Annotated in this window: 16 protein-coding genes, 2 tRNA genes and 1 riboswitch; of the genes, 8 read left to right on the top strand and 10 right to left on the bottom strand. The window is 73.3% G+C overall.

The window, feature by feature from the left end; genetic code table 11:
• Nucleotides 1-43: 43 nt before the first annotated feature.
• Nucleotides 44-117: transfer RNA gene (locus OG599_RS15945), tRNA-Lys, on the top strand.
• 152 nt (nt 118-269) lie between these two features.
• Here OG599_RS15945 and OG599_RS15940 read toward each other — a convergent pair.
• The 3 genes from OG599_RS15940 to OG599_RS15930 are packed head-to-tail and all read right to left on the bottom strand — an operon-like array spanning nt 270 to nt 2,590.
• Entirely contained in the window at nt 270-686 is a 417-nt protein-coding gene (locus tag OG599_RS15940) for a DUF2000 family protein (protein ID WP_327176645.1), read from the bottom strand.
• Nucleotides 683-1,297 carry a hypothetical protein gene (locus OG599_RS15935; RefSeq protein WP_327176644.1) on the bottom strand — a complete coding sequence of 205 codons (615 nt, stop codon included), beginning with the start codon at nt 1,295-1,297 and terminating at the stop codon, nt 683-685. The genes OG599_RS15940 and OG599_RS15935 overlap by 4 nt, the downstream gene beginning before the upstream one ends.
• Nucleotides 1,298-1,336: 39 nt before the next feature.
• Nucleotides 1,337-2,590: an ATP-grasp domain-containing protein gene (locus tag OG599_RS15930; RefSeq protein ID WP_327176643.1), complete on the bottom strand. Its 1,254-nt coding sequence runs from the start codon at nt 2,588-2,590 to the stop codon at nt 1,337-1,339.
• A gap of 188 nt (nt 2,591-2,778) precedes the next feature.
• Between OG599_RS15930 and OG599_RS15925 the strand changes: the two genes are divergently transcribed.
• The gene (locus tag OG599_RS15925) at nt 2,779-4,008 is read left to right on the top strand and encodes an MDR family MFS transporter (RefSeq protein ID WP_327176642.1); all 1,230 of its coding nucleotides are present in this window, start codon (nt 2,779-2,781) and stop codon (nt 4,006-4,008) included.
• 379 nt (nt 4,009-4,387) lie between these two features.
• On the opposite strand, the gene hisC is transcribed toward OG599_RS15925, so the two are convergent.
• Together hisC and OG599_RS15915 are read right to left on the bottom strand one after the other, a co-directional pair.
• Entirely contained in the window at nt 4,388-5,482 is a 1,095-nt protein-coding gene (gene hisC, locus OG599_RS15920; RefSeq protein ID WP_327176641.1) for a histidinol-phosphate transaminase, read from the bottom strand.
• Nucleotides 5,483-5,915: 433 nt separating this feature from the next.
• Nucleotides 5,916-6,329, bottom strand: a complete 414-nt coding sequence (locus OG599_RS15915) for a hypothetical protein (RefSeq protein ID WP_327176640.1) — start codon at nt 6,327-6,329, stop codon at nt 5,916-5,918.
• 108 nt (nt 6,330-6,437) lie between these two features.
• Here OG599_RS15915 and OG599_RS15910 point away from each other — a divergent pair, with 108 nt between their 5' ends.
• Entirely contained in the window at nt 6,438-7,199 is a 762-nt protein-coding gene (locus OG599_RS15910) for a GntR family transcriptional regulator (protein WP_327176639.1), read from the top strand.
• A 221-nt stretch (nt 7,200-7,420) separates the two neighbouring features.
• Here the strand turns inward: OG599_RS15910 and OG599_RS15905 are convergent, their stop codons facing one another.
• A complete protein-coding gene (locus OG599_RS15905; RefSeq protein WP_327176638.1) occupies nt 7,421-7,849 on the bottom strand; it encodes a hypothetical protein in 429 nt (142 codons plus the stop codon).
• A gap of 432 nt (nt 7,850-8,281) precedes the next feature.
• On the opposite strand from OG599_RS15905, the gene OG599_RS15900 reads away from it, so the two are divergent.
• From OG599_RS15900 to OG599_RS15885, 4 genes are all read left to right on the top strand, one after another.
• Nucleotides 8,282-8,355: transfer RNA gene (locus OG599_RS15900), tRNA-Met, on the top strand.
• A gap of 491 nt (nt 8,356-8,846) precedes the next feature.
• Nucleotides 8,847-9,974 carry a PP2C family protein-serine/threonine phosphatase gene (locus OG599_RS15895; RefSeq protein ID WP_327180055.1) on the top strand — a complete coding sequence of 376 codons (1,128 nt, stop codon included), beginning with the start codon at nt 8,847-8,849 and terminating at the stop codon, nt 9,972-9,974.
• Between the two features lie 304 nt (nt 9,975-10,278).
• Nucleotides 10,279-10,431, top strand: a riboswitch (cyclic di-AMP (ydaO/yuaA leader).
• An 11-nt stretch (nt 10,432-10,442) separates the two neighbouring features.
• Nucleotides 10,443-11,498, top strand: coding sequence for a M23 family metallopeptidase (locus tag OG599_RS15890; protein WP_327176637.1), 1,056 nt, complete (start codon nt 10,443-10,445; stop codon nt 11,496-11,498).
• Nucleotides 11,499-11,741: 243 nt separating this feature from the next.
• Nucleotides 11,742-12,689, top strand: a complete 948-nt coding sequence (locus tag OG599_RS15885; RefSeq protein ID WP_327176636.1) for an aldo/keto reductase — start codon at nt 11,742-11,744, stop codon at nt 12,687-12,689.
• Between the two features lie 26 nt (nt 12,690-12,715).
• Here the strand turns inward: OG599_RS15885 and OG599_RS15880 are convergent, their stop codons facing one another.
• The 4 genes from OG599_RS15880 to OG599_RS15865 form a co-directional block, all read right to left on the bottom strand.
• Entirely contained in the window at nt 12,716-14,311 is a 1,596-nt protein-coding gene (locus OG599_RS15880) for a PrsW family intramembrane metalloprotease (protein WP_327176635.1), read from the bottom strand.
• A gap of 87 nt (nt 14,312-14,398) precedes the next feature.
• Nucleotides 14,399-15,358, bottom strand: coding sequence for a tRNA (guanosine(46)-N7)-methyltransferase TrmB (gene trmB / locus OG599_RS15875; protein ID WP_327176634.1), 960 nt, complete (start codon nt 15,356-15,358; stop codon nt 14,399-14,401).
• Nucleotides 15,351-16,736, bottom strand: a complete 1,386-nt coding sequence (locus tag OG599_RS15870) for an FAD-dependent oxidoreductase (RefSeq protein ID WP_327176633.1) — start codon at nt 16,734-16,736, stop codon at nt 15,351-15,353. The genes trmB and OG599_RS15870 overlap by 8 nt, the downstream gene beginning before the upstream one ends.
• Nucleotides 16,737-16,869: 133 nt before the next feature.
• Entirely contained in the window at nt 16,870-18,414 is a 1,545-nt protein-coding gene (locus OG599_RS15865; RefSeq protein ID WP_327176632.1) for a sporulation protein, read from the bottom strand.
• 1,026 nt (nt 18,415-19,440) lie between these two features.
• Between OG599_RS15865 and OG599_RS15860 the strand changes: the two genes are divergently transcribed.
• Nucleotides 19,441-21,582, top strand: a complete 2,142-nt coding sequence (locus tag OG599_RS15860) for an asparagine synthase-related protein (protein WP_327176631.1) — start codon at nt 19,441-19,443, stop codon at nt 21,580-21,582.
• Nucleotides 21,583-21,786 lie beyond the last annotated feature (204 nt).

The raw sequence follows: 21,786 nt of genomic DNA, 5'->3' as shown, positions 1-21,786 counted from the left end.
GCTCGCGGGTCCGGGCGGGCTATGCTCGTGGGTGATCCGGTAGGGGCCGTTAGCTCAATTGGTCAGAGCAGCGGACTTTTAATCCGTTGGTTGTGGGTTCGAGTCCCACACGGCCTACCGATCGCAGGGCGGGAGAGACCTCCTCCGACCTGCTGCGAAGCGCCCCGACAGGCTCCGGCCGGTCGGGGCGCTCCGTCGTTTCCCGGGGTCGCACCACAGCGTCGCGTGCCGCGGTCGGGGAGGTCACGCACAGTCCGTTCCAGGCCGTCTCAGCCGCGGTACACGCTGAAGCGCTTGGTGAGGGTGCGGACGAGCTCGTGCTCGCCGAGGACGCCGACCGCGCACACGGTGAGCTCGCCGGGCGCGGACCGGGCGATCAAGTCCCGGTACTCCTCGAAGGAGTTGCTGAGGGACCGGCCCTCGACGGTGAACACCGCGGTGGGCAGGTTCTCGGCCCGGGCGGCCTCCGCGAGGGCGGTCAGGTGGCTGCTGCGGCCGGCGAGCACCATGGTGTTGAAGCGGATGCCCGCGTGGAGCGAGCCCTCCGAGTCGCGCACGTCGTCCGCGTAGACGCGGTCGTCGAGGCGCGCCAGCTGTCCCATGACGATCGCGGACGCGTTGGCGACCGCTCCGGCGTCGAGCGACTTGTCGACCGCGATGGCGGTCCGCAGGAGTTCGGACGTCACAGCCGGTCCTTGCGCTCGAAGACGACGAAGCTCATGGGCGTGCCGGCCGAAAGCACCTCCAGGGTCCTCAGGCCGTAGTGGTCCGCGCAGAGCTGGTTGGTGATGGCTGCGGCCCGGCCCGGGTTCTCCAGGGCGTCGCGGCACGCGGTGCTGTTGGAGGTGGCCTGGATCGCCCTGTCGGTCCGTCCTTCGACGGAGTTCTCGAACAGGACTCTGGTCGCCGGGTGGTAGTAGACGGTGTCGAACCGGCGGAGAGCGGCGTGTTCCTCGGGAGCGGCCAGGACCATGTCCGGGAGCGCGCTGACGAATGCCTCGACGGCGCGCAGACGCGGGTCGAAGAAGAAGGAGCGGATCTCCGGATACGCCCCGGCGACGAGCAGTGCGTCGTGCCGGCCGTCCTTCACCGACTCGGCGGCGAGCTCGAACGAGGGATATCCGGACAGCCGGCCGGCCCGTCCCTCGGTCGCGGCCCAGCGCATCCCCACGGTGACGCTGCAGGTCAGGCCCGCGGGGTCGTCGGCAAGGGTGGCTGCCGAGCGGTAGCGCGGCGTCTGGACGACCTCAGCGGTGAATGCCTCGGTCTCCTGATAGGTGTCGATCTGCGTAATCAAGAAAGGTCCCCCTCCTTCGGCGTGAAGGGAAGGGGATGATCACTGCGCGATTTCATAGAAACCCATTCCGTCGAGATATCGGATGGTTCCCATGTCGCGGATGACCATCTCTTCCACTTCATGCATGAGATTGATGATCACGGGATATGTCGTGTCGTCCACGGTAGGCACGATCCGGTCCCCGGGCTTGGTGAGCTGCCACAGTTCACGGAAGCTTTCCATCGAGGCAATCCGCTCGATGTCCCGGTATCCCGAAAGTTTGCCTTCGACCGGAGAGATCAAGGCCACCCACGCGAAATACCGGTCGATCTCGTAGGGCTCGCCCCGGCGGGCGAGGAAACGCCGCGGCCGGAGGTAGGCGTCGACGGCCCAGTCGAGCTGGGACTCGCCGGTGGCCAGCTGCGCGTAGTACGGCAGGTCGCCACCCGAAAGGCGGGCTCCGGCCTCGATGAGACAGGGGCCCTGCGGGGTCATCTTGAGTTCCACGTGCGCGGGGCCGTTGCGGATGTCCAGCGCGTCCAGCACGGCGAAGGCGTACTCGACCAGCGCGTCCTGCTCCTCGCCCCGGCGCGGCACGATGTAGCAGGCACCGGACATGTCGGTGACGCCGTTCACCGAGTACCGGGAGCTCCGCCAGATCTCGGCGGCGTGGTGCTGTCCGTCGAGGCTGGCCGTGTTGACGATGTACTCCGTACCCACCAGGTACTCCTGGGCGAGGACGGCGGTGTTGGTGGCGGCGAAGACGTCGGGGGAGCCCATGAGGCGGCGGAACGCGGCGGCCGAGTCCTGCGGGGTGTCGCAGAACGAGACACCGTCGCCGCCCGCGCTGCGCAGCGGCTTGACGACGATCCGGCCGCCGGTCTCCTGGTGCCAGGCGACCAGTTCGGCCTCGGTCTCGACGCGCAGCTGCCGGGCCGTGCGCAGGCCCGCCGCGCTGACGGCCTCCGTCATCAGGGCCTTGTCCCTGCGGGCTTCGCTGAGGCGGGTGCCGTTGGAGGAGGGGAGCCCGAGGGCCTCGCTGAGGACGTCGGCGAAGGCGACGCCGTACTCGCCGCCGGCCACCACCGCGGTCGGCCGGTAGGGGGCCAGTTCCTTCAGGGTCCGGTCGAGGTCTCCGTCGTGCACGATGTTCGCCGCGTAATTCTCCAGCGTCGGCCGGGACGACCGGTATACCGCGGGCGGTTCGGGAGAGCTCTGGACGCGCACGCACGGGAATCCGGCCCGGATGAATGCGGGCGCTATGTGGCGGGCGGTCTGCGGAACTCCGTGCGAGGCCGTCTCGTAGGTGTCCACGAGAACGACATGCGAATGCCCTCCCGTAGGAGAATTGTTGCTCACTGTTTCCTCCGTCGCATGGTGCGGCGTCGCACATCCTTCATGGCGCGATTACGATCGGTCAACTCGCATCTCAGTATCTGGGCTGCGGCCGGCATTAGGCGCCTCTCGACATTCCGGCCGTTACCGTGCAAAGATTCCCGCCCATGTGGACCAAGCAGGAGGCCGGTGCCGCAAGGCACTTTTCGGTCATATTCAAGGCTAGATTCGGCGGGCTGCCCAGGCCTTTCTGGATTCTCTGGGCGGGCACTCTGGTCAACCGCCTCGGCACGATGGTCATCCCTTTTCTCTCTTTTTATCTCAGTCTCGAACGGGGATTCACGGCCACCGAAGTCGGCGTCGTTCTCGCCGTACTGGGCGTGGGAAGCGTGCTCTCCCAGCCGATCGGCGGGGTGATCGCGGACCGCTGGGGCCGGCGCGTGGCGCTGACCGGGGGGATGCTGGCCACCGGCGCACTCATGCTGACCTTGGGTTATGCCGAGAGCACCCCGGTCACCGTGGTCGTGGTGTTCCTGCTCGGCGTCACCCTGGACCTCTTCCGGCCCGCGTCCCAGGCGATCGTCGCCGACCTGATTCCGGCCGAGGGGCGCCCGCGGGCCTTCGGCATGCTGCTCTGGGCGGTGAACCTGGGCTTCGCCCTGTCCATGGCGCTCGGTGGGGCGCTGGCCAGGGAAGGGTTCCTCACCCTGTTCTGGATCGACGCCCTGAGCTGCGCATTGTTCGGGGTGCTCGTCTGGCGGGGCGTGCCGGAACCCTCCGCTCAACAGGTGAAAACCAGCCAGGGCCGGGTCGCCGACGTCCTGCGGGACCGGGTGATGGTCGCCTTCGTCTGCCTGACCCTCCTGTGCGCCTTCGTCTTCGTCCAGGCCCTCACCACGCTGCCGCTCGCCATGGAGAGGAACGGTCTGCCCACGTCCTCGTACGGCCTGGTGATGGCCGTCAACGGCCTGACCGTCGTGGTGCTCCAGCCGCTGCTCGGACACCGGCTCGGGATGCTCGACCGCAACCACGGGCTGATGCTCGGCATGGTGCTGATGGGCGCCGGCAACGCGGCCACCGCCTGGGCGTCCGGCACGCTCGGGTACGGCGCGGCGGTCGCCGTGTGGACGGTGGGCGAGGTCCTGCTGACGTCGATCGGCTCCACCCTCGTCGCCGACCTCGCCCCGGCGCACCTGCGCGGCCGGTACAACGGCCTGTACGGGCTTGCCTGGGGGCTCGGAACCTTCACCGCGCCCCTCGGCGGCACCCGTCTGCTGGAGGCGGGCGCCCCCGTCCTCTGGTACACCTGCGCCGCGCTGTGCGGTGCCGCGGCCCTCGGGCAGTGGGCCCTCGGCGGCCCGGTCCGGCGCCGGGTCCTGGAAGCCTCCGGCGCCTGAACCGGCCCGCACGCGGACCACGTGGGCCGGCAGGACCGCTTCGCCACCGGCGACCGGCCGGAACTCCACCACCGCGTCCACGACGCCGGGCTGCTCCCGGAGCCGGGCCCCGATCTCACCGGGAAACGCGGAGCCCCGAATCTCCTGGAACGCCGAGTGGCCGACGCGCGCTGCGTGTCGGCCACTGCTCGGATACCGGAAGAGCCCGGAGGCTCACCGATCGGTGGGTCGGCAGAAGACCGCGGTGGCGTCGTCGGGCACGTTGTTCCTCGGCTGCCGGAGCCCTCGCGGACCGGCGAGGTCGGCGGTGCGCACGCGGCGGATCAGTTCGCCCGGCCCGTCCGCACCGACTCGGCCCGCGGCCCGGTGACCCGAGGGTTCAGCCGGCGGTCTCCGTGCGGAAGCGCTCCGCGGCGAGGAGGAAGCGGTCGTTGGCGGCCTGCTCCCCGATGCTGACCCGGACGCCCTCGCCGTCGAAGGCGCGCACCAGGATGCCCTCGTCCTCGCAGGCGCGCGTGAACGCGGTCGTCCGCTCATGGGTGGCGAGCCACACGAAGTTGGCGTGCGACGGCGGGACCGTCCACCCCTGTGCGGTCAGCGCGGCGGTCACCCGGTCCCGCTCGGACACGAGCGCGGCCACCCGTTCCAGCATCGGCCCGACCGACTCCAGGGAGGCGACGGCCGCGTCCTGGGCGAACTGGGTCACACCGAACGGAACGGCCGTCTTCCGCAGTACCTCGGTGACGGGTTCGTGCGCCACGGCGAAGCCGATCCGCAGCCCCGCGAGCCCGAACGCCTTCGAAAAGGTGCGCAGTACACAGACGTTGGGCCGGTTCCGGTACATCTCGATGCCGTCGGGGTAGTCGTCGTCCCGGACGAACTCGATGTACGCCTCGTCCAGGACCACCAGCACGTCGGAGGGGACCCGGTCCAGGAATCGTTCCAACTCCGCCCGGCGCACGATGGTTCCGGTGGGGTTGTTGGGATTGCAGACGAAGACGAGCCTCGTGCGCGGGGTGATCGCCGCGGCCATCGCGTCGAGGTCGTGCACGGCCCGCGCGGTGAGCGGGACCCGGACGGAGTCCGCGCCCGCGATCTGCGTGAGCACCGGGTACGCCTCGAACGACCGCCAGGCGAAGAGGACTTCGTCCCCGGGCTGTGCCGTCGCCTGGAGCAGCTGCTGGGTGACGCCCACCGAGCCGGTGCCGGTCGCGATGTGGGACTCCGGCACGTCGAGGTACTTGGCGAGTTGTCGGACGAGGTCCCCGCACGCCGCGTCGGGGTAGCGGTTGATGCCCGCCGAGGCCGCGACGGCCCGTTCCACCACGCCGGGCAGCGGCGGGAACGGGTTCTCGTTGGAGGAGAGTTTGTACGTGCGTTCGTGCTTCGCCCCGGAGGAGCTCACGGAGCGGCCCGGCCGGTAGGCGGGTATGAGTTCGAGATCCGGCCTCGTTCGGGGTTCCCGCTCGCCCACTTGGTCTTCCTCCTCGTTCCACGACTGCGACGAGCGGACATGATCCTTTATTCTTCCGGCCCGCTCAAGGGTCCCGGGGAGTGCCGCACGGCACCGGGCGGCGAGATGTTCCGTGCCGTCCGTCTCGTCCGCAGCCGGTGCGCGGCGGGCGCCGATCCGTCGGGCGAGCACGCCCATCTCGTCGCTCCCGGCCGCCACTTGAATCCGCCCCGTGTCCAGCGCCGTGCTCAGCCCCGTGTTCAGTGCCGGACCCGGCTCTCCGCGAGCGCCTTCCTGATGCGGTGGCCGCGGCTGCGCGCGGGGGGCCGGCACTCCGGGGAGCCCGGCGGATGGGCGTAGGCGTCGGGGCGGGCGCCCGAGGCCGAGTGGCCCTCCGCCGTGATCACGGCAGGACCCGTGATGGTCCGGTCGCAGTCGACACAGATGAGGGGGATCACCGGCGGGCCGCCCGCCACGCGCGGCTCAGCCGGACGGCGACCTCGCACTCGGCCCGGTCCGAGCGGCAGGCCGTGCACTCCGAGGTGTGCGTGATCAGCGTGCGGTACTCCGCGTCCCCAGGAGCAGCGCTCCCGGCCGGTTCTGGCATGTCGGATCTCCTTCGTCTCGGAGCGGGGTGGTCGATCTCGGCCCACACCCGGGCGATGCCGTCGGCGCCGGCCTCGTGGCCGAAGCGGTCGCCGTGCGCCAGCGTCATGAGGATCGTGCTGTGGATGGCGCTGCTCAGAGGGGAGGGGAGAGGGGCGTCGACCCGGAACGCGCCGGGTGTCTCGGTCACCTGCGGCTCGGCGCCGGTCGCGGCGGCGAGCATGCCCGCAAGGGCAACAACGCGCGGCGGCACAGAGGGCATGGCTCTCCCCTGGATGAGTTCATCACGGTTCGTAATGCTGAACATTCAGCTTCGACCTGATGGGTTAGCTTTGTCAATGTCCGACTTCCACGGCTGGGAGCTGTGCATATGCCTCGCGACACCCCTTACCTTCAGGTGGCCGACGCTCTCCGTGACCGCATTCGGTCGGGCGAGTGGGCCGTGGGCGACAAGTTGCCCAGCCGCGCCCGCATCGCCAAGGAGTACGGGGTCGGCGCATCCGTCGCGCAGCGTGCCATGGAGCGGCTCACCATCGAGGGCATCCTCGAAGGCCGTGCCGGGTCCGGTACCTACGTCCGCAGGCCGCGTGAGCGCGGGCGCATGATCCGTACCAAGCGGCCCGAGAGTCACAGCCCCTCGCCCTACCGTGCCGTCCTCAACGCCCAAGACCACGAGGGGACATGGGAATCGAGGTCCGCCGCCCGGACGCCGGCGCCCGAGCGCATCGCGGAGCGGCTGGACATCGAGCCCGGTGACCTCTGCGTCGTCACCGACTACGAGTTCCTCATGGAAGGGCTGCCCGTCCAGCTCTCCAGGAGCTGGGAGCCGATGGCGATCACCGGGGACACCCCGGTCGTGCTCCCCGAGATGGGCCCGCACGCCGGGATCGGCGTGGTCGAACGGATGCGGTCGATCGGCGTCCGCGTCGTGCGCGCCGTCGAGATCCCGCGCCCGGCCCGCGCCAACCAGGAGCAGGCGAACCTCCTCGGCATCAGCATCGGTGGCCTGATCACCGAGATGGAGCGCACCTTCTACGACAGCGACGGCCGCCCGGTCGAGACCGCGGACATCGTGGTGCCGGACGTTCGGTGGGAGATCGCGTACGAGATCGCCGTCGAGCAGCGGGCGTAGGCGGAGTCCCGGGGGCGCCGGGCCGCCGCCGAACGGGCCCCGGAACGCGGGGAGTTCGCGGCGTGCCGCCCTGTCCTCCGGCGCCTGTACTCCGGTGCCTGTTCTCCGGCGTCCGTCGTCTGCCGCCCTGCCGTCGTATGCCGTACGGGCCCGGACGTGACGCCGCCCCCGCCGGGCCGTGTGGCCGGGCGGGGGCGGGGTGCTTCGCGGTCCGGGATGGGTCAGGCGACGGTCGGGGCCTTGGCCTCGGCCGCCTCGGTGGTGACCGCCTTGGTGGTGACCGCCTCGCTGGTGACGGCCTCGGTGGCGACTGCCTCGGCGGCAGCCGCCGGTCTCGCCGCATCCGCCGTCGCGCCGGCCGTCGCGGCGGCTTCGGCCGCGGCCGCCCGGGTCGCCGACGCAGCCTTGCTCTGGTGGATCATCAGTCCGATGAAGCCCGCCAGGAAGCCGCTGATCAGGCCGGATATCGCGTTGTTCAGGGCGTTGGCGCCCGCGCCGTCCGGCATGCCGATGAGGAAGTAGACCACCACCGCGCTCATCACGGCCCCGGCGATTCCGCCGATGATCGCGCTCGCCGCCGAGGTGCGTACCCGGGCCCCGAGCGATGTGTCCGACGGGGCGGAAGGGGCGGGAGTGGCAGAGGTGGTCATGGCGGAGTCCTCCAGGAGGGGCTGCGATGCGGGACCGGGGGCGCGTGGCCGACGCCGGGGCAGGGCGGAACCGCCACCTCGGGGGCACGCGTCCTCACGAGCAGCCCGCCGGTTCTGGGGGATGCAGCCATATCCTTGGCCAGAAGCGCACGTGTGGCAACTGCCTGATGCAAAAGCACCGTTGAGCCCTGCACTGCGATGTTTTGGGCCCAACTGTGGTGCTCTGCACTTGCGATGGTGTCGCGCCCACGCCTTCGCGGGGCGAACCGGCTGTGCGGAGAGGGTGGTTGCCGGTGTTTTCCGCGGTCCGCCGGCGGCTGGTCCGCTCCTGCCGGCGCACGTGGCGGAGGTGGTGTGGCCGGCTTCCCGGACGGCGGTACGCCGGGGGTGGTCAGAAGCCCGTTCAGGATGGCGTAGAGTTGTGTTCATCGACGCGGGGTGGAGCAGCTCGGTAGCTCGCTGGGCTCATAACCCAGAGGTCGCAGGTTCAAATCCTGTCCCCGCTACTGAAGGCCCGGGCCCGGCACGCACAGCGTGCCGGGCCCGAGTCGTTTCTGCGTGTGCGTGCGGGCTCGTCGCCCGCCCGGTCCCGCGTGCGGGCGCGGACGCGATCCCTGGGCATAACGATCTGTCGTACCGGGCATGAACTGGTCCATCCAGGAAATGTCTCGCACGCCTGCGCGGTCCGTGCCGTTCGGTCGAACGTGTGGACGGGCGCCCGGGCGTCCGGGGCAGCCGCTCCGCCGTTTCCGTGCGCGGCGCGCAGGGGTCGCCGCGCGGCGCGGAACTCATCGCTTCGCCGGTCCTGACCACCCGGCGTACGCCGGCGGTGGGGGCGCTCGAAGGGGAGTCGTGCGCTCCCCCCTATGGACGACGAGGAGTCGCCGCGCGGCGCGGTTCGGGCCAGCCTGGGCAGGGCGCGGTAGGTTCCGCACCCGTGGCGGGACAGGGCAGGAGAAGCGCAGAGGTGGGGAAACCGCTGTACGGGCATGGCTGGATGGCCGGGGGTGTGGGCGCCCGGCGTTTCGTACGGATGCTGCCTGCCCTGCTCATCGCCGGCGGACTCGTCTTCGACATCGCCTCACCGCCCCGCTTCACGGCGGTGCCCCTGTTCGTCGCCGCCCCCCTGATCGCCGCGCCGTTCGCCTCCCGGGCCGGCACCATCCGGATCGGTGTCGCCTCGCTCTCCGCCGTCATCGCGATGCGGGTCTACGTGGGCACCATCGGGCAGATCGTCCCGATCATCGAGACGCTCACCGTCTTCACCACGGCCGTGCTGGCGCTCGTCATCAACGGAGTCGTACGGCGCGGCAACGAGCAGCTCGCCTCCGCCCGGATCATCGCGGAGACCGCCATGCGTGCGGTGCTGCCCGTCCCGGCCGAGCGGGTCGGCGGGCTCCATGTCGCCGCGCGGTACGAGGCGGCGCAGGCGGACGAGTACGTCGGCGGCGACCTCTTCGCCGTCGCGGACACCCCGTACGGCGTACGCCTCGTGCTCGGCGACGTACGGGGCAAGGGGCTCGACGCGGTCGAGGCGGTGGCGGTGATCATCGGCGCCTTCCGGGAGGCGGCCGAGCAGGAGGAGTCGCTGGAGGGGGTGGCGCAGCGGCTGGAACGGGCGCTGGCCAGGGACGCCGCACGGCGCGGGGGACTGGACCCGGTGGAGGGGTTCGTGACCGCGGTGCTCGCCGAGATCCCGGAGGGCGCCGCGACCTTGCGGATCGTCAACCGGGGCCACCCCGAACCGTTGCTGCTCCATGCCGGAGGGGCGCTGGACGTGCTGCGGCCGAGCATGCCCGCGCTGCCCCTCGGCATGGCGCTGGGCGCCTGGCCGGACCAGGTGGACGAGTGGGACCTCCCGCCGGGTGCGACCCTGCTGACCTACACGGACGGGCTCTCCGAGGCACGCGACCGGGCGGGCGTGTTCTACGACCCGGCCCAGCGGCTGCGCGGGCGGATCTTCCCGGGGCCCGACGAGCTGCTGACGGCGCTCACCGACGACGTCCGGCTGCACACCGGTGGCCGCTCCACGGACGACCTGGCGCTGCTCGCGGTCGCCCGGCCGGCGGAGGACCAGCCGGAGCGCCGGACCACCGTGCCGATCGTGGGCCGGGGGAGGGGCTGACGCGGGTCCGCGGGGCATCGCCCCCGAGGTTCCCCCGAGCCTGCCCGGAGTGCGCCCGGGCCCGTCGGGCGGATGCGACGACGGTCCGTAGCAGACCGGTGCCGCTCGATAACATATGACACACCGTCAGAAAAGGATGGGCGCACCGACTGTCCGCAAGTCGCCCTGATGAGTGGTGATATGCCCTGGTAAATCCCGCCCTCAAGCGGGAATGATCAAGGGGAACGGCTTGGAATCGGAGCCGTCTGTCTATTAACGTTCGATAACGCAGCGCGGTCGTCCCAGCCGTCGTCAGAGACGGCGCCGTGCGCGAGCGCCGAATTCCGCAAGGGAACCGGGGAACCACTTCTTGGGGTGAATCGGACACCTGTGTCTCCTCGGAGACGCCAGGAGCCCGTAGGAGACCTTCCTGCTCCGAACCCGTCAGCTAACCCGGTAGGCGAGAAGGAAGGAAAGGAGTGCGCCTCCGTGGCGTCCAACCAGCCTGCCCCCGAAGCCCCGTCACCTTTTGCCACCCTCGACGGTTTCGGGTCCCCCGGCGACTCCGACAAGGCGTGGGAGGAATGGAACCCCACCGAGGATTCCCTCCGCCCCGTACGCGGCCGGCACCGCGTGGCCAAGCAGCGCGGTCTCGCGCGTAGTTCCACCGTCCTCGGGGTCGGCGTCATCGCGGCCGTCGGTGCGGGCGGCATGGCCACCGCGCAGAGCAAGCCGCCGGTCTCCATCTCTCTTCCCGATTCGCTCGCGGACAACCTTCCCGACGCCAAGTCCGTTCCCGGGCTGGGCGCACTGATCACCGCGGTCGAGTCCGACAACACCCCCGAGCCGGTGGCGGCGGCCGCGCCGTTCACCACGGCCGGGCTCACCACGGCCGAGACCGAGCAGGGTGCCACCGACGCGGGCGAGGCCCTGCGCGCCCGCATCCTCCAGCAGGCCGAGCAGCAGCAGTCCGCCGCCGACGCGGACGCGAAGGCGGCCGAGGAGGCGGCGGCCGCCACCAAGGCCGCCACCGAGGCGAAGAAGCAGCAGGACGAGGCGGAGGCGAAGGCCGCCGCGGAGAAGAAGGCGGCCGAGGAGGCCGCGGCGAAGAAGGCCGAGGCCGAGCGGCTCGCCAAGCTCGCCGCCAGTTACTCGCTCCCCACCTCCTCGTACACGATCACCTCCACCTTCGGCGAGGCCGGCACGATGTGGGCCTCCGGGCAGCACACCGGGCTGGACTTCGCCGCGCCGACCGGCACTCCGGTCAAGGCCGTGCACGGCGGTACGGTCAAGTCCGCGGGCTGGTCGGGCTCGTACGGCTACCGCACGGTTCTGGAGCTCGACGACGGTACGGAGATCTGGTACTGCCACCAGTCCTCCATGGACGTGGTCGTCGGCCAGCAGGTCAGCACGGGCGACACCATCGGCCGCGTCGGAGCCACCGGCAACGTCACCGGCCCGCACCTCCACCTCGAAGTCCACACCCCGGACGGCACCGGCATCGACCCGATGACCTGGCTGACCGACAAGGGCCTCACGATCTGACGCTCCGCGTCCCCCGAACCCCGGCAGCCTCGACGCTCTACCCCCCCCAGGGCGTCAGGGCTGCCGGTTCTCTCTCCACCCACGGTTCTCCTTCCACCCGGAGCACGGACGCGCAGTGCGCGCGAGGAGCGCGACCCGGGCGGGGCCGTCGACGGCGCGCGAGGAGCGAGCCCCGGGCGGTGGCGGCCGCGATCGGAGCCCCTGGCCGGAATACGGCCCTCCGCCCGCACCGTTGAACCCTTCATGACTTCTTCTCTCCGCAAGCTCGGAACGTCCGGCATCGAGGTCTTCCCCCTCGCCCTCGGCGGCAACGTCTTCGGCTGGACCGCCGACGAGGCCCAGTCCTTCGCGGTCCTCGACGCCTACACCGCGGCCGGCGGCAACTTCGTCGACACCGCCGACGCGTACTCGGCCTGGGTCCCCGGCAATCAGGGCGGCGAGTCCGAGACGCTGATCGGCAAGTGGCTCAAGGCCCGCGGCAACCGCGCCGACGTCGTCGTCGCCACCAAGGTCGGTGCCCACCCCGAGTACCGGGGGCTCGCCACCGGCACGGTCAAGAGCGCGGTGGAGGAGTCCCTGCGGCGGCTCGACACCGACTACATCGACCTCTACTACACGCACTACGACGACGAGAGCGTCCCGGTGGAGGAGATCGTCACCACCCTCGACCAGCTGGTGAAGGAGGGCAAGGTCCGCGAGATCGGCGCCTCCAACATCAGCCCCGAGCGCCTGCGCGCCTCGCTCGCGTTCTCCGAGCGCGAGGGACTGGCCCGCTACGTCGCCCTCCAGCCGCACTACAACCTGGTCTCCCGCGACACCTACGAGGGCCCCGCGCAGGACCTCGCCGCCGAGACCGGTCTCGGCGCGGTCCCGTACTTCGCGCTGGCATCCGGCTTCCTCACCGGCAAGTACCGGCCCGGTACGCGGGTGGAGAGCGCCCGCGCCGAGAAGGCCGGAGCGCACCTGGAATCCGAGCGGGGGCAGAAGGTGCTGAGCGCGCTCGACGCCGTCGCCGAGGCGCACGGGGCCGAGATCGCCACGGTCGCGCTGGCCTGGCTCGCGTCCCGCCCCACGGTCGTGGCGCCGATCGCCTCGGCCCGTACGCCCGGACAGCTCCCCGCACTGCTCGCGGTCGCCGACCTCACGCTGACCGACGAGGACCTGGACCGGCTCACCGAAGCCTCCGCCTGAACCCAGCCCGACCCGGACGAGAGGCGCTACTGCGGCGGGTGCAGATAGGGGTTGTGCCCGCCGTACCGCCGGTGCGGAGGCGGCTGTTCTTGAGCCGGAGCCGGAGCCGGAGCCGGAGCCGGAGCCGGAGCCGGAGCCGGGGTGGCTTGCGGCCCGGGGGCGTACGGGGATGCCGGACCGGTTCCGTATGGCGCCGGGGGTGCGTAGCCCCGGGCCGCGTGCGCGCCGTGGGCTCCGTGCGCGCCGTGCGCTGAGTGGGCTCCGTGCGCCGCGTGCGCTCCGGGGCCGTACGGGACGGGCAGCGGGCGGCGGACGGCCGGGCGGAACACGCTGCGGGCCGCCTGGCTCAGCGCGGGGGCCGCGACGTCCCGGCGCTCCCACAGGTGGTGCAGCAACTCCTGCTCGCGCGCGGCGAAGTCGGCGCCCACCGCACCGCGCCGGGCGTCCCGCCGCAGCGCTGCCAGCGAGGTCGCGAACGACTCGTACTCCGCGACGACACGGGCCGCCGCCCGGCCCCTGGCCCGGTCCGACGCGCCGTGCCAGTGCCGCGCCAGGTCACGCGCCATGCCCCGGGCACGCATCGAGCCCAGCGCGAGCGGCTCGGCCGGGGTGAGCCAGCCGGCCACCGCGTACGCCGGGAACTCGGCGGTGAGCGTCCGCAGTTCCCGCCTGCGCGACCAGATCGCCAGCCAGGTCAGCAGCCCGAACACCGGCATCATGAAGACGCCGTAGACCAGGTAGAAGCCGTACGGGCGCCAGCTCGCCGAACCGTTCCACAGGGCGTGCATGCCCATCGCCAGCCCCAGCCCCAGCAGCGGCAGCGCGATTCGGCGGACCCTGCGGCGGCGCCCGGCGGCGGCGAGGCCGAAGCCGATGCCCGTGAGCGTGGTGAACACCGGGTGCGCGAAGGGCGACAGGACGATCCGCACGAAGAAGGTGCCGACCGTCACCGAGGCGATGCCCACCGTCCCCAGCTGCCGGTCCTGGCCGAAGGCGCTGCCGAGATAGAGGATGTTCTCGCTGAACGCGAACCCGGTCGCGGTGAAGCCCGCCGCCACGATCCCGTCGACGACCCCGCTGAACTCCCGTCTGCGGAACAGGAAGAGCATCAGCACGGCGGCGCCCTTGGCGCTCTCCTCGACGATCGGCGCGACGACCGTGGCGCCCAGGGTGTCGGCGCCGGAGGGGTCCGCCGAGAGGTTGGCTATCCAGTACGTCGCGTAGGAGTTCGCGACGATCGCGACCAGCGCCGCCGCGCACGAACCCCAGGCGAAGGCGAACAGCAGATTCCGCCAGGGCGCCGGTTCGACCCGGTCCAGCCAGCGGAACGCCGCCATCAGGAGCGGCACCGGCAGCACCGCGAGCCCGAGACCGACGAGGAACCCCTCGGTGCCGGTCTCCCTGCGCACGAGCGCCAGGATGAGCAGCCCGCAGATGGCCAGCGTGACGATCACCGCGCCCGCGCGGAACGCCTTGCTGCGCCACACCATCCCGACGCGGCGCGGGCGGTAGCGCCAGTGGGCGCGCTCCGGGACGGCGCCCAGGATCTCGCCGATCCGCTGCTCCTCGAGCACGGGGACGGCGGGCTGGGACTGCTGGTGCTGCTCTGACCCGGCGGACATGTCCCGACCCTAACGAGCGGGACCGACAAACGACCAGGAGGTTCCCGCCCGGCCCCCGGTCGCGGGGCCGGCGGGCTACCGGACCGCTCAGACCCTGGCGAACAGCAGGTCGTGCACGACGTGGCCCTTGTCCAGGCCCTGCCCCTCGAACCGGGTCAGCGGCCGGAACGCGGGACGCGGGGCGTAGCCGCCGTCGGGCCGGGTGTTCTCGAACCGGGGGTGCGCGGTCAGCACCTCCAGCATCTGCTCCGCGTACGGCTCCCAGTCGGTCGCGCAGTGGATCACCGCGCCCGGCTTCATCCGCCCCGCCACCAGGTCCAGGAAGTCCGGCTGGATGAGCCGCCGCTTGTGGTGGCGGACCTTGGGCCACGGGTCGGGGAAGTACACCCGCAGGCCGTCGAGGGACTCCGGCTTCAGCATCTCGCGGAGCAGGATGATCGCGTCGCCGTTGGCGACCCGCACGTTGGTCGAGCCGGCCTGGTCGGCGAGGCGCAGGAGGTTGCCCTGGCCCGGGGTGTGCACGTCGACGGCGAGGATGCCCGTGGCCGGGTCGTCCGCCGCCATCCGGGCGGTGGCCTCGCCCATGCCGAACCCGATCTCCAGCACGACCGGCAGCCCGCCGAACACCTGGTCCAGGTCGAGCACGCTCAGGCCGTCGATGTCGAAGCCCCACTGCGGCCAGAGACGCTCCAGCGCGTCCTGCTGGCCCACCGTGACCCGGCTGCGGCGCGGCTGGAAGCTGCGGATGCGGCGCTCGTGGTGCGAGCCGGCCGGGTCGGCGGCCGGGCCGCCGGGGAAACGCGGCTCCTGGCGCAACCGGCGCTGCCGGTCGAAGGAGGCGGCCCGGCGGGCGGCGGCGTCGGCCGCTTCCGCGTCGGAGGCTTCCGCGGCGGAGGCCGCCACGTCGTCCGGGTCCTCGGTGGTGCTCGCGGCCGCGTCGACGTCCGCGGTCACATCCGCGGTCGCGGCTGCGTTCATGGCGGGGGTCTCGGCGGTCTCGTCGTGCGCGCCGGGCTCCGTGCTGGGGTTCAGGGGCTGCTCAGACACAATGCCCCGATTCTACGGCGGGCGGCCTCCACCCCGCCCCCTGCGCCGGAGCCAGCACCCGCCGGGCGATCTCCCGCCCCACCGGCAACGCCGTGGCCAGCGCGGCGTCCGCGGGGGCGTGGAGCACGTGCACGGTGTGCGGGGCCTCACGGATCAGGAAGTCCTCGACCGGAGTGCCGTCGCCGTGCACCGCCTGGGCGCGCACGGTGGTGCGCGCCGGGCCCAGGTCCTCCTCGGTCACGTCGGGCAGCAGCCGCCGCAGCGCGGCCGTCACCACCGCCCCCGTCGAGTCCGACCGGACGTCCCGGACATCCCGACCGCTCCGACCGGCCTGCCAGGGGCGCCCGTCCCGATCGGTCCGCCCGCTCACGTCCGTCCGCTCCGCCGACAGCACCGCACCGGCCCCGACGAGGCGCGCCCCGTCCCGTGCGTACCCCTCCGGCCGGCGCGCGGTCCGCCAGGAGGCGGGCCGGGTCAGCGCGGAGAGCAGTCCGCCGGGGTGGACGGGCGGCACGGGCCGCCCGGGCGCCGTCGCGCCGACCGGCCCCACGTGGACCGTGCCGTCGACGGACCGGACGATGCCCCGGACCAGCTGCGCCCCGAGGAACGGGTGCCCCGGGTGCGGCACCGGATGGACCACTCCGCGTACCAGCTCCGGCCTGCGCAGTTCGACGTACGTGTCCCGGACGGGTACGACGCGTACGCCCGGTTCGTCGCCCGCGAGCCGGGCCACCCGGTCGCTCCCCGGGCCCGCGGCGTTGACCAGGGCCCGGGCGCGGACCACCGTCCCGTCCGCCGTGCGGGCCGCGACGCCCCAGGGCCGCCGGTCCACGGCGGTCACCCGTGCCGCGCACCGGACGACCGACCCGGCGGCGACGACCTCGCCCGCGAGCGCCGCGAGGACCCCCGCCGCGTCGCAGACCCCGGTGGTGGAGACCCGGATCGCCGCCTGCCCGCGCACCCCGGGCTCGTACTCCGCGATCTGCGCCGGGCCCAGCTCGCGCACCGGCAGCCCGTGCTCCCGGCCGCGCTGCGCCAGGGCGTGCAGCCGGGGGAGCTCGGAGCGGTCGGTGGCCACGATCAGCTTCCCGGCGACGGTGTGGGCGATGCCGTGCCGGGCGCAGAACTCGGTCATCTCGCCGCCGCCGCGCGCGGCGAACCGGGCTGTGAGGGAGCTCCGGCGGTGGTGGACACCGCTGTGGATCAGCCCGCCGCCCGGTCCCGCGAGGTGCTCGGCGGGGTCGTGCGCCTCCTCCAGCACCGTGACCCGGGTGCCCGGCGCCGCGCGCGTGAGCGCGTACGCCGTCGACAGACCGACGATCCCGCCGCCGATCACCAGCACGTCGCAGTCGTAGTCGTAGTCCGCGTGCGTCCTCATCACGCCACCTCCCACCCCGATAGTGCACTGACCCGCTGACAACCGGATCAAACCCCGGACGGGGCGGGGACGTGGCGCGGGTCGTGGTGGGCAGCCCCGAAGACGAGCCCCCGACGGGGCCCGAACCGAGCCGTCAGGCGGGGGCCACCAGCAGGGGCCGGGCCCGCTCGCGCAGCTCGGCGACGCGCGGCTCGTCCCCGTACGGTTCGAGGCGGTGCAGCAGATCGCGCACGTACTCGGTGGTCCGGGCGGAGGAGATCCGCCCCGCGACCTCCACCGCGCGGGTCCCGGCGGCGCAGGCGGCGTCGAGGTTGCCCGACTCCAGCTCGGCGACGGCCGAGACGACGAGCCGCAGCCCGTGCGAGCGGACGAACTCCTCGGTGGGCTTCGACAGCGCCAGCTCCGTGAACCTGCGCACCTGGCGGGGCGCCTTGAGGTCGCGGTAGCACTCGGCGGCGTCGGCGGCGAACCGGTCGTACGAGTAGAAGCCGAGCCACGAGGGATCGGCGTCCCCCGGCCGCGACCGCTCCAGCCAGCTCTCCGCCCCGCGCAGCGCCGCCCCGGCCGCCGGGGCGTCCCCGGCCTTCGCGTGGGCGCGCGCCTCCACCAGCCGGAAGAAGCTCATCGTCCGGGCCGTCGCCAGACCCCGGTTGCGCTCGACCGCCGCCTGCGCGAGATCGACCCCCTCGTCGGCGAAGCCCCGGTACGTCGCCTGGAGCGACATCGACGCCAGGACGTACCCGCCGAGCGGGACGTCGGCGGCGGCCCGGGCGAGCCGCAGCGCCTGGATGTAGTACCGCTGGGCGGCCTCCTGCTGGCCGGTGTCGAAGGCCATCCACCCGGCCAGCCGGGTCAGTTCGGCGGAGGCGCCGAACAGCGCACGCCCCACCTCGTCGCTGTACGAACCGAGCAGCAGCGGCGCCGCGTCCACCCGTAAGCACTCCGGGACCATCGACGAACGCCAGTCCCCGCCGCCGTATTTGGAGTCCCAGCGGCGCGCGTCCTGGGCCGCCTCGCGCAGTTTGGCGACGTCGCTGTGGCCGACCCGAAGCGGCGAGGCGTCCGCCACGGACTCGGGACCCGGCTGCACCGGGACCGTCCCGTGCCCGCCGGGCAGCAGCGGGCCGCTCGGCGACGGAGCCGCGGCGGGCGCCGGACGGGCCGCCGACGGGCCGCCGAGGAGCGCGGTCCGCGCCGCCGCGGAGTCCCGGGCGACCGAGGGGTCGGCAGGGGTTATCAGCCAGCGCGAGGCGGGCGTCGCGTAGGCGCTCACCGAGAAGGAACCCGCCAGCGACTGCCAGATGCCGTTGCCGCCGCGGCGCCCGGCGAGGTCCAGGCGGTACAGCTCCGTGGCGGAGCGCACCGCCTCGCCCACGTCGCGCGGGAAGGCGAGGCCGACCTCGGGCGCCGGGTCCGCGTCGGCGAGACCGATCTCGTGCAGCGGGACAGGCCGGCCCAGCTTGGCCCCGATCGCGGCGGCGATGAGATGCGGCGCCGCGCCCTGCGGCACCATGCCCTTGGCGACCCATCGGGCCACCGAGGTCTTGTCGTAGCGAAGTGTCAGACCGCGCTGTGCTCCGAGGTCGTTGACCCGCCGGGCGAGCCCGGCGTTGCTGATTCCCGCGAGGGCGAGAACCGTGCCGAGCTTCTCGTTCGGCCCGCGTTGCTCCCTGGACATGCGCCACCCCTCGACACACAGACAGCCGCCGCGTCACCGGGGGCGGCGCGCGGCATTCGTACCGGAGACCTCCTCGCGGCGGACTTCCGAGGCCGGGCGCACACGCATGTGGCCGAACCCCGAGGAATATGCCGCCGTGCTGAGACCATCGGTAAACCCAGCGTAGTTCTCCGCATCCCTACCGTTAAGGGGCATGGGTTCGGATGGCGGGATTGTGGCCCGCGCCGGGGGTCGTGCGGTGGCTGCCCGGGGGGCCGGCGGCGGCGGGGAAGGGTGCCGGATGTGCCCCGGCCGTGTGGCCGTGCGCCCGGCCGTGCGCTCTCGCCGGGCCGCTGTCGAAGCGCTTCCATGGACCCTGCGTGGGTCGGCCCGCCGCACTGGACTCGGCGGGCTGGGGGACACTGCCGCCCCATTCCCCGCGGGCGGCGGACCGGCCCGGGAGGTGCGCGCCATCTCCCGGGCCGAGCGCCGGACGGGGCCCTCGGGGGCCGGCCGCCGGGCGCGGGCGACGCGTGGAACCTCCGGGCGCGCGCCGGGAACGCGCGCCCGGCCGGGGCGCGGAACGGCGGGGCGTGGGGGCGGGCGCGGGGCGGTGCCGATGTCCCGTCAGCGAAGAATGGCTGATTATCGACGGTCGCTGATCCGTTGGAATCCGCCGCGAGAGCGCTCCTCCGGTGGCTTGATTGCGCCTGAGGGTACGGCGGCGGAACCGTCCTGGCGACCTGGTGGGCGGCGCCCGCAGGGGGCGCGCGGGGGGCGCGAAGCCGCGCGGCGGCGGGTGCGGGGTGGGGTGGGTGCGGTCGAGACGCCGGTGGTTGCGCCAACGGATCCCCAACAAACGGAAGCCATACTTCCGTTGGCAGGGGCGGCTCCGCCCGAGGCCCCCCGGCTCATGCCAGGGGCGCATGCTCTTCCGGCGTGCGCCGCGCGTACCCCCTCCCGGCCGTCGCAGTCGTGGCAGCATGTCCCGCAGCGGCGTTCCAACGGACCATGTGCGCCGTCAGTCCACAGCCTGTGGAGGCGGCGATGCGTTGGTTGGTGGGGTGGAGCAGTATCGCCGCGAGCTTCGGCACGGTGGGCGGGGCCGGCGCGGGCGGCGAGGGGCGCACGGTCCATCCGGTGGGCTCCCAACTCCTGTGGGGAGACCCCGATCCGCTGTGGGCGGTCGGCGACTGGCGCCCCGACGAGATCCGGCTCATCGACGCCGCGACCACGGTAGGCGCACCCACCACCCGGCTCGCGGTACTCGGCTGCTGCGGGGCGACCGACGAGCAACTGCGCGTCGGACTCCTCTCCGCGCGCGGCGGCGCCCTGCGCCATCTCACCGCCTGGCCCGGCAGTTACACGGTCGTCGTGCAGATAGGACGGCGCATCACCGTCGCCGGGGACCTCGCCGGCGCCCGCCCCGTCTTCCACACCCCGTGGGCCGGCGGCACCGCGTACGCCACCGCCGCGCTGCCGCTCGCCGACCTCATCGAGGCCCAGCTCGACATCGGGCACCTGGCCGCCCTGCTGGCCTGCCCCGAGACCCCGGAGGCACTCGGCGACGGCACCCCGTACGAAGGGGTGAAGCGCATCCCGCCCGGCCACGCCCTCATCCTCCGGGAGGGCTCCCGCGAGATCACCGGGTACGAGCCCGTCGCCTCCCTCGCCGTCGCCGCCCCGCAGGCCGACCCCGTCCACGCGGTGGAAGGCGTACGGGACGCCCTCGTCGAAGCCGTACGCGCCCGGCTCACCGCTCCCCGCCACGCCCCGGAAACCGGGCCGCAGGACCCCGGGCCCGTCCCCGGCATGGGGCCCGCCGACCGCCGCGCCGCCCGGGGCCGGGGGCCGGTACCCGGCATCGGGGCCGACCTCTCCGGCGGCAGCGCCTCCGCGACCCTCGCCCTCCTCGCCGCCGGACTGCCCGGCCTCCCCGGTACGGTCCTCGGCCACGGCACCGGTGCGGGGGAGCGGCTCCTCGCCGTCACCTTCAACGACCTCACCACCCGCGGCGACGAGGACGAACTCGCCCGCGCCCGCGCCATCGCCGCCAACCCGCGCCTGCACCACGTGGTGGTCCCCGCGGGCGAGGAAGCCCTCCCCTACGCGGACCTCTCGGTGGAGAACGCGGTGATCACCGACGAGCCGGCGCCCTCCCTCGTCGTCGCCGAACGCCACCGCCGCCGACTCGCCGCCGGCAGCGCGGACCACCTCGTCGGGTACGGCGCCCGGCAGGTGCTCGACGCCCACCCCGCCCGCCTGGCCGACCTCCTCATGGACCGCCGTCGCCGCGACCTGATGAGACCCGTCGCGGCGCTCACCCGCGCCGAAGGCGCCTCCGCGCACTCGCTGTTCGTCCCGCTCGCGGTCTACCGGGCCGCCCGCCGACTGGCCCGCACCTCCTACCGCACCGGCCTGGAGACGGCCGCCGGACTGCTGCCCGAGGCCAACCGGTACCCGGCCGGCCTCGACGCCACCGGCCGCGGCAGCACCCCCGCCGACGCCTCGCTGGCCGCCCTCACCTGGTCCCGGCCCGGACCTGCCGCCCGCTGGCTCACCGGGGAGGCGCTCGCCCAGGTGGCGGTCCGGCTCCAGGAGGCGGCGATCCGCCCCGCCACCGCGCAGCGCCCGGGCCAGGCCAGGGCGGGCGCGGCCCTCGCCCGCGCCGCCGCCGGCCACCGCATCCTGGAGCAGGCCGCCGACATCCGCGGCCAGCGGCTGCACGCGCCCTTCCTCGACAACCAGGTCGTCCGGGCGGCCCGTGCCCTGCCCGAGTCGCTCCGGGTCCAGCCGGGCGCGCGCGCCGCGATTCTGCGGCGGGTCCTGTCGGGCGCGGGCATCCACGAACTCCCCACCGGCTGGGGCGCCCCGTCGCTGGCGCGGTCGACGGAGGCGAACCGCACCGGAATCCGCCTGGCGCTCCCCGAGTTGATGGACCTGTTCGACGCCCCGCTGCTCGCCGACGCCGGACTGATCGAGGCCCGCGTGGTCCGCAAGGCGCTGCGCGCGGCCGCCGCCGGGGAACCGCTGCCGCTCGACGGGCTCGCGGACCTCGCCTCCACGGAGCTCTGGCTCCGCCGCCTGATGGTCCGCCGGGGCACCTGCTGGACCGGGACGGCGGCACCGCGCAGCCGGGCCGTCGCGGGAGGCGTCCTCCCGGTCGCGCGCCGCTCGCTCCAGGCGTGAGGGCCGCCGGCTCCGTCGCGGGACGGTGCTGGTGCGGCGGCTCCGTCGCGGGACGGTGCTGGTGCGGCGGCTCCGTCGCGGGACGGTGCTGGTGCGGCGGCCCTGTTGCGGGGCGGTGCTGGTGCGGCGGCATTCTTCGTGCGGCGGCTCCGTCGCGGGACGGCCCTCGTGCAGCGGCTTTCGTGCGCCGGCCCTCGGGCGGTG

Origin of the sequence: Streptomyces sp. NBC_01335, assembly GCF_035953295.1 — a bacterium.
In the GTDB taxonomy this organism is placed as follows: Bacteria; Actinomycetota; Actinomycetes; order Streptomycetales; family Streptomycetaceae; genus Streptomyces.
Note: the sequence above shows the minus strand (reverse complement) of the source record. Positions and strands in the feature narration are given on the sequence as shown.